This is a genomic window from Pseudoalteromonas phenolica, assembly GCF_001444405.1.
In the GTDB taxonomy this organism is placed as follows: Bacteria; Pseudomonadota; Gammaproteobacteria; order Enterobacterales; family Alteromonadaceae; genus Pseudoalteromonas; species Pseudoalteromonas phenolica.
In genome coordinates this window covers 919,443-936,547 of sequence record NZ_CP013187.1, presented here as the reverse complement: position 1 = coordinate 936,547, position 17,105 = coordinate 919,443, and the positions used below count along the sequence as shown (strand labels likewise).

At 40.8% G+C, this 17,105-nt stretch carries 15 protein-coding genes; 3 read left to right on the top strand and 12 right to left on the bottom strand.

Annotated features, from left to right (window positions below):
• Positions 1 to 7: 7 nt before the first annotated feature.
• Positions 8 to 508: a CIA30 family protein gene (locus PP2015_RS04135; protein ID WP_128724682.1), complete on the bottom strand. Its 501-nt coding sequence runs from the start codon at positions 506 to 508 to the stop codon at positions 8 to 10.
• A 213-nt stretch (positions 509 to 721) separates the two neighbouring features.
• On the opposite strand from PP2015_RS04135, the gene PP2015_RS04130 reads away from it, so the two are divergent.
• Entirely contained in the window at positions 722 to 1,807 is a 1,086-nt protein-coding gene (locus PP2015_RS04130; RefSeq protein ID WP_058029075.1) for an MBL fold metallo-hydrolase, read from the top strand.
• Positions 1,808 to 1,897: 90 nt separating this feature from the next.
• On the opposite strand, the gene PP2015_RS04125 is transcribed toward PP2015_RS04130, so the two are convergent.
• The 5 genes from PP2015_RS04125 to PP2015_RS04105 all read right to left on the bottom strand — a co-directional run bounded on the left by PP2015_RS04125 (position 1,898) and on the right by PP2015_RS04105 (position 9,212).
• Positions 1,898 to 2,590, bottom strand: a complete 693-nt coding sequence (locus PP2015_RS04125; protein ID WP_058029074.1) for a GGDEF domain-containing protein — start codon at positions 2,588 to 2,590, stop codon at positions 1,898 to 1,900.
• Between the two features lie 266 nt (positions 2,591 to 2,856).
• Positions 2,857 to 4,479: an alkaline phosphatase gene (locus tag PP2015_RS04120; protein ID WP_058029073.1), complete on the bottom strand. Its 1,623-nt coding sequence runs from the start codon at positions 4,477 to 4,479 to the stop codon at positions 2,857 to 2,859.
• Between the two features lie 19 nt (positions 4,480 to 4,498).
• A complete protein-coding gene (locus PP2015_RS04115) occupies positions 4,499 to 5,491 on the bottom strand; it encodes an alkaline phosphatase D family protein (RefSeq protein ID WP_227009206.1) in 993 nt (330 codons plus the stop codon).
• Between the two features lie 59 nt (positions 5,492 to 5,550).
• Positions 5,551 to 6,672, bottom strand: a complete 1,122-nt coding sequence (locus PP2015_RS04110) for an alkaline phosphatase family protein (protein ID WP_058029071.1) — start codon at positions 6,670 to 6,672, stop codon at positions 5,551 to 5,553.
• A 185-nt stretch (positions 6,673 to 6,857) separates the two neighbouring features.
• On the bottom strand, positions 6,858 to 9,212 hold the full coding sequence (locus tag PP2015_RS04105) for a TonB-dependent receptor (RefSeq protein ID WP_058029070.1): 2,355 nt from the start codon (positions 9,210 to 9,212) through the stop codon (positions 6,858 to 6,860).
• Between the two features lie 207 nt (positions 9,213 to 9,419).
• Between PP2015_RS04105 and PP2015_RS04100 the strand changes: the two genes are divergently transcribed.
• Together PP2015_RS04100 and PP2015_RS04095 are read left to right on the top strand one after the other, a co-directional pair.
• Entirely contained in the window at positions 9,420 to 10,133 is a 714-nt protein-coding gene (locus PP2015_RS04100) for a UTRA domain-containing protein (RefSeq protein ID WP_058029069.1), read from the top strand.
• Between the two features lie 141 nt (positions 10,134 to 10,274).
• Positions 10,275 to 11,597: a DUF5690 family protein gene (locus tag PP2015_RS04095; RefSeq protein WP_058029068.1), complete on the top strand. Its 1,323-nt coding sequence runs from the start codon at positions 10,275 to 10,277 to the stop codon at positions 11,595 to 11,597.
• 10 nt (positions 11,598 to 11,607) lie between these two features.
• Here PP2015_RS04095 and PP2015_RS04090 read toward each other — a convergent pair whose 3' ends face one another.
• The 6 genes from PP2015_RS04090 to PP2015_RS04065 form a co-directional block, all read right to left on the bottom strand.
• The gene (locus PP2015_RS04090) at positions 11,608 to 13,455 is read right to left on the bottom strand and encodes an Lnb N-terminal periplasmic domain-containing protein (RefSeq protein ID WP_227009191.1); all 1,848 of its coding nucleotides are present in this window, start codon (positions 13,453 to 13,455) and stop codon (positions 11,608 to 11,610) included.
• Between the two features lie 8 nt (positions 13,456 to 13,463).
• Positions 13,464 to 13,925, bottom strand: coding sequence for a DUF3015 family protein (locus PP2015_RS04085; protein WP_058029066.1), 462 nt, complete (start codon positions 13,923 to 13,925; stop codon positions 13,464 to 13,466).
• Between the two features lie 149 nt (positions 13,926 to 14,074).
• Entirely contained in the window at positions 14,075 to 14,743 is a 669-nt protein-coding gene (locus PP2015_RS04080) for a DUF799 domain-containing protein (RefSeq protein WP_058029065.1), read from the bottom strand.
• Positions 14,740 to 15,096 (bottom strand): DUF4810 domain-containing protein, encoded by a 357-nt coding sequence (locus tag PP2015_RS04075; RefSeq protein WP_058029064.1) that lies wholly within the window; start codon positions 15,094 to 15,096, stop codon positions 14,740 to 14,742. Before PP2015_RS04075 ends, PP2015_RS04080 begins: the two co-directional genes overlap by 4 nt.
• Positions 15,097 to 15,111: 15 nt before the next feature.
• Entirely contained in the window at positions 15,112 to 15,771 is a 660-nt protein-coding gene (locus PP2015_RS04070) for a CsgG/HfaB family protein (protein ID WP_058029063.1), read from the bottom strand.
• Positions 15,772 to 15,882: 111 nt separating this feature from the next.
• On the bottom strand, positions 15,883 to 16,920 hold the full coding sequence (locus PP2015_RS04065) for a GGDEF domain-containing protein (RefSeq protein ID WP_058029062.1): 1,038 nt from the start codon (positions 16,918 to 16,920) through the stop codon (positions 15,883 to 15,885).
• Between the last annotated feature and the right edge of the window lie 185 nt (positions 16,921 to 17,105).

Sequence of the window (17,105 nt, the reverse complement as noted above, 5' to 3'; positions counted from 1 at the left end):
ATGTTCTCTAAATTTTTCCTAGTGGTGTGATTGCCTGCACCTCAAGGGAAAACTTACCCGCTTGCTTTTCACTGATCATAAAGCCAAGAGATCTGACATCATCAAAATTGAGTTGATAGTCAGCGTAAAAAGTACGGCCACGGTACATGAGCGTAAAGTCGTCCTCTGTGACAACAAGTGTTTGTGTTTTATTTACTGAGGTTTGAAATTTATAAACAAAGGCTGGGCCGTCAAGATATTGGTCAACTCTTAGCCTAAGCTGATACTGCTTTCCATCGCCTTTTACAACAACACTTAACTGTTCAGCGTTCTTATTTTCTAAATTAAATGGCGCACGAACAGAAGCAAAACCGCCATTATTGCGCAAAGACACATCGCCTTTAAATTCTACAGAGTGTGCACCAACAACTAAACGACTTTCAGAAAGGCCACCCATGACGGTGTCATTAACTACAAACCAATCAAGTAAAGTCAGTTTAGTTTCTGCTATCACAGACGAAGATGTCATTAACACTACTCCAAACAACACAGGTTTAAAACACATAACAATTCGCACTTTATTGAATATAATTTTCAGTACGACCTAAGTAAGCATTCAGATTGCATTTACATATCAAACACACAGACTCCCCCTATCCCGTTATGTTTGCTTACATTAAAACCATAGAGTGTTTCGTTAAACCTGTTAAAATCAGGCCAAAAATTATAACAAGGAAATCTAATGAAGAAGTTAGCATTACTCTTCTCTTTAGCGACATTAGCAGGCTGCTCTGTTAGCAATCAGGTTGAAACTCTTATTCCAGAAAACGCGGTAGTCAAAAACAAGACCACAGAAGGCTATACCGATCGCTTTAAAAATATTTACGATGATTTTAAAGATTATCCAATCACCTGTGATAAAGATTGTTACCCGCCGAGCCCAGTTATTGAATGTAGTGCTGAGATGCAAAATTGCGCTTTCACTGGCAGCAATCCCACAATAGCTATTAACGCTGGCTTCTCAGTACAGTGGCTCGGTCATGCTAGCTTCAAAATTAACACATCAAATGGTCAACAGTTTTTATTCGATCCGGTTTCTGAAGACTTTGACTGGCCCGTCAATTGGGCGTTTAGCCTAGTTTCTGATATTAGTCGTACACCCAATGCAACACTCACGCAAAGTGAGCTGGCTGAAACTGATGCCATCATGTACTCGCATATTCATTATGATCATTTTAAAAAAGATGACCTCTCCCATATAGGTCAGAATAGTGAATTTTTAACGCCGCTTGGATTCGCTGATCACTTTCCTAATGACGGTTATAAAATCACAGAGATGGCTTGGTATTCGAGTAAGCAAGTGGGTGAAGTGAATGTTCACTTTGTTCCAGCTAATCACTTCAGCAGCCGTATTATGGTGCCTTTTATTCATGAAGATCACGACGCCACGCTCTGGGGCGGTTGGGTGTTAGAGCACCAAGGTAAGAAGTTATTTTTTGCCGGAGATACTGGTTACTCACCGCACTTCAAAGACATTGCTAGTAAATACGGGAATATGGATGTGTGTTTAATACCTATTGCCTCTTATCATAGTGAAGAGCACCCTAAATGGTATAGAAAAGTGCATACCACACCAGAAGATGCGCTTATCGCAGCTGCCGACTTAAATTGTAAAGTGATGATCCCATGGGGTTATGGTAATTCATCATGGCAAATGGGGGATAAAACATCGCACTCAGCACTATTTCGTCTAATGCACATGTATAAGAAGATGAATTCAAACATTCCGCTGCATGTGTTGAATGAAGGTGAATCAGTTAAGTTATAAATACAGAGAAAGCCCTATTTGGGGCTTTCTATTCTTGTAATAAGCTTTCAGCTAGTCAAACTCACTAGCTAAGCTATTTAACCAGATCAACTAATCAAGCAAGTTATCTTCTAAACGCTCTAACAGCTCAGCTTCACTGGTTTTACGATTTACAATGGTGCTCGCCGATTGAATATGGAGCTTCCTTAAAATCGCTTGTGTCGCAGCCTTGTTAGCTTGCGCCAAACGCTCAGCCAATAAATGTGCTTTAGCTTGGTTATAATTTGGCGCATGCACAATAAATTGACCTGTATGCCAAGCAATGATCAACTGATCATCTTCAAGTTCTTGATTCAATAGGTACAGTAATTCAATTACGATATGCTCTACGGTAATAAAGCCCAACTTGTTACGGATCTCGTCAAGCCCAAATACTGATATTAAAATAAAGCCATGTTGTGGTTTTTCCTCTTGTGCTATCTGCTCTAACAAAGCAAATAAGGCACGACGGTTTGCGATGTGGGTGACAGGCTCTGTCAAAGACTGTTCTTCTAAATATTTACTCAAGAGCTTAACATCATGCCAACGGCGATAGCTGAAATAAGCAAACGCAAGTACTCCGAAAAGTAGCGTCGGCACTAACTCATCTAATTCATAGTGCTCGTATTGCCTTGAAGATTGGTAAATCCATTCCAAAAAATCAAACTGCTGAGAAACAATAAAACCAAGCAATAAAATAATAGCAATAACAACAACATCAAACTTAGCCCTGCGGCGCAAGTTTGCTTTTAATTCACTCAACAATACTTGTATTCTTTTTACCTACTTTAACTACAAGAAATTGTAACATAGAGTGATTTTTTTCTTTTAGTCAAAAATAATCTAATTACTATAGATTTAAACTAAATAATGAAACTCATATTTTCGAAACTAATTATGCAATTTTGTTTAGTAAAAACTTGAGTAGATAGATGCAATTAGAAGATAAGAAGCGAAATAATTTAGCACCCTAAATAATCTCGCTTTGTTTAAAAGTGTGCTTTTTCATTCAAATTTAAGTTCTTAGCCTACTAATGCATTAAAAGGCGCTGCATTTTTTTGCCAAGCTCAACATGCGTATGCAGACCATTAAACTGCTTAGACAAAGCTTCAGGCCCTAGAACAAACACACCTACTGGCGTATGCGTGTGTGTGCCCGTTGACCAGACGATATTTTGTTTACTCGACAATGCCCTGCCAATTAAGTTGAGCGGGCGCTCAGTTAAATACACATAAAACGGCGCAAAGTCATGTATTTTACTGGCTGTTTTCAAGCCCAGCGACTTATGCCCCCGCTGGTAAAATGCGTTCTTTTGCTCAGCTAAGATTTGCTTTGCATCATCAAGGTTGATCGCAAACTCGCTATACTTATTTACTGTTTTTATGAGCTTTTCTGGTGTGGGTTTAAAAGCACTGCCTTTGGCTTCATACCAAATATCGCCATAGCTTTTTTTCTGAGCATATAACTTATCTAAAATACTCAGCTCGCCGAAATTAAATTTTGGCTTATAAACATCGTTTTTATGGTTATTTAGCTGCTCGGCTTTTGGTAAGTCTGCACCGCTATAACTAAAACCAAAGCCACCGGTTTCGTGATCTGCAGTTACTATCACTATTGTGTCGTCTCGACCTTTTGCCCACTCCAACACAGCATTGACGGCATTATCGAATTTGATCATTTCGTGCAATAACGTGCCTGCATCATTGTTATGCCCTGCCCAATCAATCTGACCACCTTCTACCATTAAGAAAAACCCTTTGTCGTTTTTCGACAAGGTACTGATGGCGGTTTGTGTCATATCACTCAAACTTGGCTGAACGTTTACACGACCATGAGACGTATCAACACCATTAGCCATCGCACTATTGGCAAATAGCCCCAGTAGCTTTGTACTTTGTGCTTGCTGTAATTGCGACTTATTAAATGCAAGCTCATAGCCTTTACTGCTTGCTTCAGCCAATAAGTTTTTATCGTCTCGACGTTTTGATTTCGGCGAAAGTGCACTGGCTTTTAAATTTGCTTCAAAGCCCTTGGGGTGTTCAGGCAAGGCATAATTTTTTGGCACAAAATGTCGCAAACCGCCCGATAGCATAATATCAACCACCCCAGATTGGATCATCTGCTCAGCAATCTCATTTTCCATTGAGCGATGAATAAGGTGCGCCGCGAATGCTGCAGGCGTTGCATGGGTTAAACGGGTATCAGAGACTAGCCCCGTCGATTTCCCCAGCCCTTTGGCTTTTTCTAAAATCGTCGGCACTTTATGCCCCGCACGATTCAGGCCTATCATTTCACTGCCCGCAGCAACGCCTGTTGCCAACTGGGTGGCTGAGCAAGCAGAATCAACCACCAGCTTATCTGCTGGCCCATGCAGTGACAGCCCTGTGACGCCTAAGTTTGCCAACTTAGCAATGGCGCTATTGTCACCTCGGTAAATAGAGTTCGGTGCACGAGTCGCATACTCTTCTAACAACCCCACTTGTTGTGGACCCATACCGTCACCAATCATTAAGATAATATTTTTAATTTTTGGCGAGTTATTTGTATCTGACTGGGCTGTATTTTCTGAGTTTTTTAGTAACGAACATGCCGATAAGCTTGAGATGAATATAAGGGCACAACTCAGTGCCCAAATTGGTTTTCTAACTAACATATCACCGTTTTCCTTGGTGTTATTTAAACTGTAACGCTGACAAGGGCATGCTTTGTTTGTGAGTCACATCGCCGTTGATATTCTTGAGGCCAAACTCAATATTTGGATCTGCTTGCTGCCAATCTATTTCAATAAAACCATAATTCACATCCGACGTTGACTCGCCCACTCTGTGCTTATTGGGGCTCACATCTTTCCATTTTTGTGTAAGTCCTGAGCTGGTTACTTCCCATAGTGGATAGTTTTGTTTGGCTTGGTACTTTGACAACTCCCCCCAGTGAGTGTCGCCACTTATCATGATCACCCCACCAATTTTATGCTTTTCAATAAAGTCAAATAGTCGCTCTCTGTCTGCAGGAAAGTTCGCCCAGCTCTCCCAACCCGTAAAATCAGGAATAAGCTGGAGGCTTGAAGCGATCACTTTCACTTTCGCAGGCTTTAATAGCTCTTGCTCTAACCATTGCCACTGTGCTTCGCCCAACATAGAAGTAGTCTCATCAACAGGACGATAAGGCCCGACATTGTTAAAAAAACTATTTAACCAATAACGAAACTCACCAATTGAACTGAGCGCAGGACGATTCCAGCGCAGGTCTGGCATGATCACCTGTACACGCTGTGACTCTTCACCATACATATACGACGTATAAATACCTGAGTCTCTGCTTCGGCGCGGGCTGTCTTTCGGCTCTTGCCAAAAATCTAACATAATTTTTCGAGAGGCTTCTTTAAACGGATACTCTTTACCCGCATCGTTTTCGCCGTAATCATGGTCATCCCACATGGCTATCACAGGCGTATTTGCGCGTAGCTGAGCAAAGCCCGGTTTAATGCCTAACTTATGGTACTTTGATTTAAGCACCGTCATGTTCTCTGTGTCACCGTAAACGTTGTCGCCTAAAAACACGAACAAGTCAGCTTGCTCTTTGTTGATGGCATCGAAGATTGGAATATCTTTATCTTGGTGACTGCAAGAGCCAAATAAGATTTTATCGACCTGTGAATTGCCCATCACATTGGCCGAAAAGCCACTTAATGCCACTAAGGCAGTTGCTAGTGTTTGTTTAAAATTCATAGCTTGATGATCTCTTTAATTGCTTTGCCTGCTTGCGGATTAAACTGTTGCGGATTTTCTCCCAAGATAGTCAATGCCGTTGACGCAATTTGATCTTGTTTAAATTCTTTGTGCGCCTTTAATTCGCCGAGTGGCTTGATGTCGGGCCCTATGGCTGCCATCCAAATTTCATCGGCGCCTATAATGCCTTGCTGAAAATGACTGAGCTTCTTCATATAGCCCGATACCGCTTTTTTAGAGGCGTGATGCTGCCAATCATCGGCGTTATAGCCACGACCATGATCTGTCACTATCAATAACGTGGTATTGTTTCTATAGCCCGGAGTCGACTGAATGGTGTGCCATAAATCTTCAAGGTAGGCATCGGTGCGTTTAGTGGCATGCAAATACCTGTCATAATGGCCTTCATGGGCAAAATCATCGGTTTCTCCCAACGAAATCACCATGGCTTTTGGCTGAATATGGGTTAAATAGTCCTTGGCGAAGCGATAAGTGAAGCTATCTGTTCTGACGTTTTGCCAAGGGCTTGGCGTTTGCGCTTGAAGTTCGTTTAACAATGCCATCTCGGCTGATTGCGGTTGAATATGGTAACTATCGAATGTCGCGTTGACATATAAGCCACTGCGTTGCTCATTGAAAATATAAGGAAATGCATCCCAACTGCCAAACGCCGCAAGTTTTTGACCGTATTCAGGCTTGTTATTAAGCCACTCTAAAAAGGTCACATTTTTATTGTTCTCAAGGGCATTGCTATCAATTTCTGGATCGGCCTGACCTGTGAGTATTTCGTTATACCCCGGATATGAAAAGTACCAATCATTGGCAACCGACATTTTAGAACCCAATGCTCGGTTACCCACAACAACGCCTTGTTTGGCGATAGTTTGCCATAAGAACGGCATTAGTTTTTCGCGACGCGTTTGCGCACTTTCATCCCAAAAGGTCTGCTTTAATTGCGCGGGCTCTTTTACAAAGTCTTTATGCTCAATCAACTTGCTATCCGCGCCCGAAAACACTTCTTGCCAGCGCAGCCCATCAATCGTGACGACCACCACATTACTTGCCGCATAGGTTGCAGATGAACACAGCGTTGCCGCAGCTAAAATCAGTTTTTTCATTGTCTACTCGCATGGTTTGAAGCAAAAAGAGCCTATATCACATTAGTAAATGAAATAAGGCTCTGTGTTAACTAATTAACTCAAACATTTGGTATTTAATCTTTGATAGATAGAAGTTCCCTTACCCAAAGTTCAGGTTCTTTCAAAAAACTGAGTAGCACGTCCTGTACTACTCAGTTTGGAGATTAAAAGCGTGTTTGGAAGTTCAGCGCTGCAGTACGAGGTGCGCCGATCCAACCGCCCCAACCTCCTGCTACGCCACCCATGTAGCTCTTATCGAATAGGTTATTCACCGTAAAGCGGATTGATGCACCTTTTAGGGCACTGTCGAAGTTTTCTAAATCAACGCCTATATATAAGTCACTCACCGCATATGCATCGATGCGTTGAGTATTGGCAGAATCCATCCAACGCTCACCTAGCCATTTTGTCGAAATACCTGCTGAGTAAGCTTCTGACTGCCAATCAAGTGATAACACTGCCATGTCTTCTACTGAGCCAAATACCGTATTGCCTGCAGCGATGCCCACAGTACCATCCGTATATTCTGAGCTGTTGCTGGTGTATGACATATACACAGATAGCTCTTGGCTTGGGTAGTACGTTAATGAAGCTTCAACACCCGATGACTCGATACCACCGGTATTGATATAGCTGCCATTTGTGCCAACCAAGTAGTCGTTGCCTGAATCAGAGCCCGGAGCAATGAAGGTTAAGCGGTTTTGGAAGTCGATGCTGTACAAAGTAATGCTGGCATTGAAGTCTTGATTGTCGTAACGCACACCAAAGTCCATGTTCTCAGCTGTTTCAGCTTCTACGTTATCCAGTGCTGATGCATCTGCTTCTAACACTTGGTCTTTAATCGCAGCGAAGTTTTCTGCATAGCCAGCGAATACTTCTAAACCATCAACTGGGGTGTACCACACCGCACCTGCTGACAATAAAACATCTGAATCTGAGTTCACCGCTTTCGTGGTGCCTGTGTAAGTGTCTTTACTATCTAAATCAACTAGGTACTTTTTAATACCTGCACGTACTGTCACACTTTCCATCTCGAATGAATCTTCAAGATAAAGCATGGTGGTTTCTACAGGGTAAGTACGGTCGTATTGGATCCAATAAGGTGTGTGGTCAAACTCATAGCTGCTCTTAGAGTCAATGATTTTGTGCCAATCACGGTATTCTGAGCGCTCATAGTCTTCATACCAAATACCAGCACGAACCACATTGGTGTTATTGCCAATTTGCTTTTCCCACGTCAGATCTGCGTTAATACCGAATCTATCTTTTTGATAGTGTGTATTGCGGTAAGACCCCACAGGACGAGCGCCGTCTTCATAACAGTTAGGATCGTATTCTGCATCAGCACCACCGTAAGGGAAGCCGATTGAACTTTCACAGCCAGCAATAGGCGTCAGTGATTTGCCATCTGCATCAACAAAGTAGATTTTACCTAGCGAGCTACCACCTTGGGCTGTTTTGCCCGAAACCAGTTCACTGTGGCCTTTTGAACCATCATTTGTAACATCGACAAGATAAGGTGGTACCCAGTCACCACGGCCTTCGTTTTTATGGAAATAAGCGTTTGCTGTTACTTCAACTTCGCCGATCATGGTATCCACTTCGATATAACCAAATAGGTTTTCACGCAGTGTTGACCAACCTTGACGATACACTTGGTCAATGTACGGTACACCCGTCCATTCGCCTAATAAGCCATCTGATTCTGGGCTTTGTTTAAAGCTCTCTAGTGAAACACGCTGATAGTTATCTTCGTGAACATCGTCGTAAGAAAGGTAAGCGGTAATCTCTAGGTTGCTGTCCATGCCTTTTACAAACTTAGCGGCAAAGTGGTCACGCTTGTTTTCTGCTGTACCTGTGATCCAGTCACTATTACTTGAATTTGAGTAGCTGAACCAACCGTATGTGTCATCTAATACTTCGCCGGTCTCAAGGCGCATGTAATATTTTTGCGCATCGAAGTTGCCTAATGACAAGCTCGCAATGACCGCCTTTTCTGTGCCAGGATCAATGGTGGTGAAGTTAAGCGTACCACCTAGTGCCTCATTTGAGCGAGATGCCACGTCAGCAGTACCTTGAGATACTTCTACAGCCATTAAGTTTTCTGTGTCAATATAACGGTTTGCCTTAGCACCACCACCGTAGTTTGAGTTACCGTTAGCAATACCATCAATGGTAATACCTACTTGCTGCTCATCTAAACTTAACTGGAAGCCACGAATTGAGACCGTTGTTGACCAATCATCAGAACCAAATGTATCCCCTTCGTTGATTAGTACACCCGGTAGGTTATCAATCATCGCCATCGCACTGGTCATAGCCGATTGCTGTTTAAACATTTCGTCTGACGTTGCGTTGTTAGCGTATGACACGCTTTTGCCAACAACTGTGATTTCTTCAATTTCTTGGTCTTTATTTGCTTTGTCATCTTCTGCGTAAACAGGTGCAGATAACGCGCTTGCAACGGCAAGCGCCAGTAAAGATGGTTTTGTGAAGCCAGTAGAGTATAAAGTTTTCATTATGATTCCCGAAAGTAATTGGTACATACCAAAGTAACGAACGGCGAAAATACTATCGGTGAATTATTACAGAGAATTGACAGAAATATGTATTATTTAAAAAATTGGTACGGACCAAAAAATCTATTTTTAGATAAGCGCTTGTTCAGATTTAACTGATGTGATACCAATAAATAATCCAAGTGAATTTGCGAATTAAAGCCCTAAATGAGTACCCAAAGTTTTGCCTACGCCCAAGTGCGTGAAGTGCTAACCAAACAGATAACAGAGCTGCAATTAACGGGCAGCTTGCCCTCAGAAAGAGAACTCTGTGCAACGTTTGATATTGCCCGTTCAACACTTAGACAGGCGCTCGGGCAACTTGAGAATATGGGGCTTATTTACCGTAAAAACCGCAGTGGCTGGTATGTCTGCCCAAGAAAATTGAAATACGACCCCATGCAGCATGCCTCATTCTTACAATACACCACAGCGCAAGGGTTTCAGCCTAGTACCGTGCTACTTGAGCAGAAAAAACAAAAGCCCTGTAAAGAAATCGCCACCGCACTTGAGCTCGATGGTAGAGCCAGCCTCACTAGCATTTTACGTGTCCGCTCTGTGGATGGTCGCGCTGTGGTTGTCGAAGACCTAAACTTCAGTAACAAGCATTTACCTGACATAGACAAGCATGATTTATCACTGTCTATCAGCATGTTACTTAAAAATACCTACCAACATCACAAAGTGCTTTACGATATCTCGGTGGAGTCTTGCTGCTTGTTCAACCCTATCGCACAACACTTAGACACCTACGACGGTGCTCTGGGCTTAAAGGTCACTCGAATCGTTAGAGATCAGCAAGGCACAGCCTTTGAGTTCGACCGAGAATTTTGGCGCCATGATGCCTTAATGATTGAAAACAAAGCCAAACTTCAATTTTAATTACCCTGAGTTAGAACACTCAATTTGTTCAACACAACAAAAAGACTGTAAAACTACTGCAATACAAAGCCTCTACACTGAGCATCTACTCAAGCCAGTTTGGTTCATACCAAATTGGCGCATTTTTAAAAGGTGTGTCATATGCTCAGTGAGCTTAGCGGCAAGATAAAACATAAACTCAGCAGTAATACCCTGCTGTTTTGCATCTACGCCATTATTGCAGCCTGTAGCACCTATGCGTTTATGTATGGCTTTCGCAAACCTGTCGCTGTTGGTTTATATGCCGACACCTCACTGTTAGGTCTATCACTCAAAACACTATATTTAACCGCACAAATTTTTGGTTATGCGCTCTCTAAATTCATTGGCATTAAAGTCATTTCTGAATTACAAAGTCACGGCAGAGCCAAAGCCATCATCACTTTGGTGGTTATCGCTTGGTTTGCTCTGCTCGGTTTTGCACTTACCCCGCAGCCTTACAACGCTGCTTTTATGTTATTAAATGGCCTACCGCTTGGCATGGTATGGGGTATCGTATTTAGTTATTTGGAAGGTCGCAGAGTCACGGAAATATTAGCGGCAGGGCTATGCACAAGCTTTATTGTTGCCTCTGGGTTGGTAAAAACCGTAGGCAGCTACTTAATGATGGATTACGGCGTGACTGAGTTATGGATGCCATTTATCACAGCCAGTCTATTTTTTCCCCTATTAGCATTATCTGTGTGGATGCTTGATCAACTTCCTCCTCCTAATCAAGCTGATATCGCCCAGCGCTGTGCCCGCGTTCCCATGACCAAAGAGAGCCGCAAAGAATTACTACAGTTATTAGGCTTTGGCCTCACATTATTGATCATAGGATATGTGCTGCTTACCGTACTGAGAGATTTACGCGATAGTTTCGCCGCCGATGTCTGGCTGGCAACCGGCCTTGATGGCGCCCCAGCTCTATTTACACTTACCGAATTACCGATTGCACTGGTGGTGCTCGTCATTGTGGCTTTACTCAAACTGATTAAAGACAACCACCTTGCAATGGTGGTTAATCATTTACTTATTTTTGCTGGGTTCACAATCACCTTATTCAGCTCACTCGCCTATCAACAAGGAATGTTGAGCCCTATTTATTGGATGGTATTAAATGGCATTGGCCTTTACCTCGCCTATGTGCCTTTCTCGACCACGCTATTCGAACGCTTGATTGCAACATTTCATCGCCCTGCTAACGTTGGTTTTTTAACTTATCTTGCGGACTCATTTGGCTATTTAGGCACAGTCGGTGTGATGGTGTATCAAAGCCTTGTAATAGCCCAAATTGATTGGAACGACTTTTTGCGAGAGTTAAGTATTATCACAGGCGCTTTAGGGGCACTATTAAGTGCAGCTTCGCTCGGGTATTTTGTTTATAAGGAAAAAGCAAATAATCAAAAGCGCTTTCAATCGCAGTTGAAAGCGCAGATAGGTTAAAAAATAGAAGTTAATTCCAATAATAATTTAGCTTTAACTGCCAGAGTGTTTGCTCTGAAGATTTATATATTAAACGAATATCAGCGTCCTGGTTAAGTGGTACCACAAGCTCGACATTTTTACTCAATTCAGCCGTTTGCCTATGATAGAAACGTTCAATAGCAGCACGCATTTTAATATCTTGATAAATATCACTAATTACACCCACCTCAATAGATGCATCAATCACCTGCGCTGTACTAGCAAGTTCACCCAAATACCCGTTTACCATGCCATAAACTAAACTACGGTCATTATTTAATAGCATGGATTTACCCACGCCACCCATTGCAAAGGTGCTTTTGCAGCCTTGACAATTTGTTCTATCACGCTCAAACCCTAAATTAAGCTGCCATGACCAGCCACCTTCGTTTATCCAATCTGTATATGCAGGATTAAAAGACTCTAAATCGAGTATGTGCAGTTTATCCACATACATGTTCGAATCTCGAACTGCGATTTCTACATCTAACATTTCTAAATTCGAATAGGGTACTCGCGCGACGTCAGATGCGAGTGAATCAAAATAACTTAAGCGAAAACCTAGATTAGACTGAGCTTTTGAGCCCACATCAAGTGCTGAAACTGAATAATTTGATGGCTTTTGCGCTTTGTGAGGCGCACTTTGCTGATAATTTTCGACTTTTATTTCATTACCAACAGGCAACTTCAATCTTGCTTTAACTAAAGCTTTTTTCAGCGCAGTTACATATTCAGGCTCATACTGCTTTAACTGTTGAAGCTGAATAAACTCAAATAGCACTTCAATAATTTTTTTCTGAGCTTGAATATTCAGTGATTTAAATTCTGTGCCTTTTAATAAATTCGCATTTTTGAAAATACGTTTTGCGAGCGTATTCTCTTGATCGTTTAATTGTTGTTGATACTGATAAAAGGCACTGCTTCGAGATGGCGTAAATTTTATATCTCGCACTAAGGGCTGGTCGTTATGTTCTGCCTCAGCTAGCTTAGAAAAAATAGTTGCAGGGATCACCCAGGGTGACAGCTCATTTGTTAGTTTATCGCCTGCGACCAACTCAATCACTTTAGCAATGTGAAACGCACAGTTTTCATCGGCAAAATAATACGTGTATTTGGCGCCCATCAACTCCCAAATATGGTTACTAATAAGGCGAACTTCATCTGCCGTTAAATTAAGCTCATATTCCCATAAATCTCTAAGCTCTACTTCACCATAATTGTGTTGGTGACGGTAAAATAATTGATCGGAAAACCCTGCAACATAGCCACCAAATAATCCTTTGCTGATATACACAAGACCATTTTCATTATCAGGCACAATTGCACCATAATTGATGCTGTAATCAAGTAACTTGTTATGTGTTTCTGTCGCCCTATTTAATTTCAACAACATATGACCATAGAGCGATGCGGGATTACTCATATAACCTGATGCAAAAACCAAGCTAACCGAATGAATTGGTTGGCTCTCTCGCCACTGTGTTAAGTCTACACAAGAACTGTTTGGTTGTTTGAACTGTAAACCTTGCTGTTTTAACCATTGGTATCTAGCAGGATATCGACATTGTTTTTCAGGCTGTGTATTAAAGGCGTTAATAGTCGCTTGGAGTTCACGATAAGGATCGTTTTTGCCTGAAGGTGACAAGAAGAAGTCGTCACTTATGATGTAGCTTTCAAGATCTACAGAAGATTTATAGTGAACTAGTTTTAACCATGTTTGGTGTTGTGCGAGTTGCTCAATATTGGTAGCAGAATAAGTGTTGAATGACAGAGCTGAACAAACAAGAAAGGATGAAATACGTCGAAGCATAGAAGGAAAGTGGGCATCACTGCCCACTCAATCGATTAGATTGCAGAACAGCTAGCTGCGAATTGGCTAGTTACTTTGCTTTCTACGATGTTATAAAGTGATTGTGCATCAACAGCAGGCTTGTCAGCATAATCATTACGGATTGCAGAAACGATGTCAGCATGTGCTGCAACGTCACAACCACGTACGTTTAGCATAGCTGCTACGTACTCACCTTCACCTTGTGCAATTTCTTGCTCAAGAACAGGGAAAGTTTGCTGAATGAATTGAGCAGTCTTAACGTTTGCACCTTTACAAGAGTCTTGTGAAGAAACGTTTGAAGAAACCGCTGTAGTACCTAAGTCCCAAATAATGTTAGAGACAGCTGCTGCACCGCCGTTATCAGGGAAAACCATTGCACCGATACCGCATTGTTGCCAAGGGTTGATGTTAGCTTGTGCTGGAGCTGCTAGGAATGCGCCAGCTAGAATAGCTGCAGAAAGAGTCGCTTTTAACATTGTGAAATCCTTATTTTAAATTTTATTTCCCAAAAGGGAGTCAAATTCTATAGTGTGAGAAAAAAATTAACAATCATTTAATTCAGATTTATAGCAAATTTAAACGTCATTTTTGGCTAAGTTTTATTTCTAGCTTTTAAAAACAATATTTAATGATAACTATGAATTTTATGGTATTTATCTGATCTTGGCCCATTCAAAATGCCATTGTGTTTACTTGTCGAAAAAAGTCTATTTATTGCTTTTTTTGAAATATCAAAGCTCACATCAAAAGCACTATCTAATATTTGATGTACAACTGCTGAAAACATCATTGCTACCAATCCACTATCATTATCAGCACGTTCTTCGCTCGATGCAGCCTGAGCTCGACCTTGCCAAAGTAGTATACCTGTTCTTAAATCGACTAACCTCGCTGACAAGCTTACTACTGTATCGCTAGCTAGTAGCGAATACGCAGTGCCATATTTATGTATTTCAATGTATAGCGCTGCATCAGATGCAAAGACATCATGTAATTTACTAGGTGCTAACTGATGAATTTCTTCAACAATGGTGTAACCATTCTGTGTAAATGTTTCTGAAACCAAAGCCATAGGGAATACGTAGTAGCCAGCCTCAGCTAAAGGACGCGTTACATTTGCATTAATTGAAGCTACAGCATCTAATTCATACGAATGATTTATTGGCGGCAAAACTAAAATTGATTTTGGATCACTTTGCTTAAACTCATCGTAATCAACACTCACTTTTTTAGTGGCGCAGCCTTGACCACAAAGAGCCAGCAATAACAATATTAGTATCTTTGGATGAATCACTTTTCAGCTCCTTTTAAATTTTCTTCTAAGAACTGAATATATGCTTCTGATTCAGGGAAGTAGCGTTTTTCTAACCGAAAATATTGTAAACCTTGCTTGTCATTACCAACTTGCGAATATAAATAGCCTATGTGTGCATATATACCTGGAGCGACTAATTTTGACTTTTCTTCCGCCCTTTTGATTATACTCTCAAGTTCTTCTATTTGCTGAGATAAAGGTTTTGTTTCACCTTTAAAATGCGCAAACAAAATTTGATTATAATTACCATGATAATAAAGAGACTCTTTAGACTTACAACCAGTTAATACAAACAGGCAAATAAGCAGTGTAATTAGATAGACCGTTTTCATGTCTATGACCTCAGTCTATAACAGATCTATATTCTCTATTAACTGATTTACAGCTTCACGAACTGCTAAGTCTAAAACTTTGCCATTGAGCGTTGCGTCATAACTAGCCGAACTACCAAACCCAAATACTTCTCGATTAGAAAGACGATATTCACCTGCACCTTGGACAGAAAACACAACTTCTGTCGTGCTTACATCAACAATGTTTATACTTACTTTTGCATAAGCAATTTGAGATTTTCCTCTACCTAAAATGCCAAATAGCTGACGGTCACCCACCTGTTTTCTGCCAAACTCGGTAACACCACCGGTGATTACATAGCGTGCCCCCCGAATAGATTGTTTTGTACCGGAAAACTGCGCTTCTTGATTTAGTGCTGATAAATTAATCCTATCTAAAACAATGAATCTATTTGATTGCTGCAGGTGAGTCTTTAGGATATTTTTTGTTTGAGAGCCCAATCGGTCTTCACCAGTTGAAAAAATACCATTCTGATAACTTGAGCTATTACTGATGTCACCAAGTGATACCTTTGTTTTTTCACCAAGGTATTGCACTGAAGCTTTATTTACCTTTTCTGATTGAACAACTCGAGATGACTCTGTAGCAGTACAGCCTGATAAAACAGCCATAGTAAGTGAAGAAATAACAATTAATTGTGTGCGTGCATTCATGTCAAGTTGTTCCAAATCCTTAATAAACTGAAAACAAATATGACATCATTGGCCTTTAGATTCTGTGTAAGAGATGTTTTGAAATGTTAGAAAGTGTCAGATTACTCAATGTTAATCAAAGTAGGTCACCCGATCTCGACCTGAGCGCTTACTCTCATACAATGCCTGATCAGCATATGACACTGCAGTCTCAAAGTTCATATTCTTATGCCACTTAGCAACACCAAAGCTCAAAGTCACCTTTAACTGCTCTCTACTGATATTGTGTTGCTCTAGAAGAGTCGTTATCAAATCAATAAAGCGCTGTATGGTATGTTCATTCTCTTCATGAACAACGAACAAAAACTCTTCTCCCCCCCACCTAATCGCTAAATTTGGTTGTTCAAAGCAGTCAATGAATATGCCTGAAACAATACGTAAAACATCATCGCCCCTTTCATGACCAAACCTATCATTGATACGCTTAAAGTGGTCAATATCAGCCATAACAACAAACACAGCCTCTTTGTTATAGCTTTCAAACCAATTCGGGCAATTCAAATGTTTTTGTGCAAAACGTCGATTATGTAACCCTGTTAAAGCATCTTTACTCGCCATCACAGTCAACTCTTCACGTGATTGAATGCTCATCTCTCTTAATGAAGCTAGCGCAAATATCATTGGTAAACCACTAATTAAAACATTCGAAAAATGAATGAATGGCAATAGTTTTGGATAAGGGAAATAGCTAATATTAGGAAATTCGAATGTGACCAAGATACCAAAGGTCAGCATCATAGTGACTGCAAAAGCGATTGAACGAAAAATAGGGATTGTCTGTTCAACAAGTAAAATACACGCTATAGCCCACAAGTAATAATGAAACCCTAACTCAATACCAAAAGTAAGGCTCACTGCAACAGAGTGCACTAACACTTCAAAACAAATGAGTTGTAACGCATTCGCTACTTTACCATTTGATAATAAATTCAGACCAACTGCCCAGCATATGACACTGAGAACATTTAACCCTGATAACCAATAAGCTTCGATGTAAGCAAAAAAGAAAATCAATGCAGCATGCAAATACAAACAATACCAAGCCACTTTATTTAATATGGCTACTTTTTTTTGCTCAATCGAAAAAAAATCGTGATTTTGAATACTCACTATTACTTCTTTTTTAGACTTTAATCTTCACAAGTATAGGAAAGATTGCTGCACTTATGACAACAAAAATGATGTTTTATCACATAAAATCTTAAGTTTAATTTTATTCATGTTTTGAAATTGTGCGAGTTGATGGTTTTGGTTTAAATCTATACCTTGGGAGTTTACCTATTAGAAAGGACTGA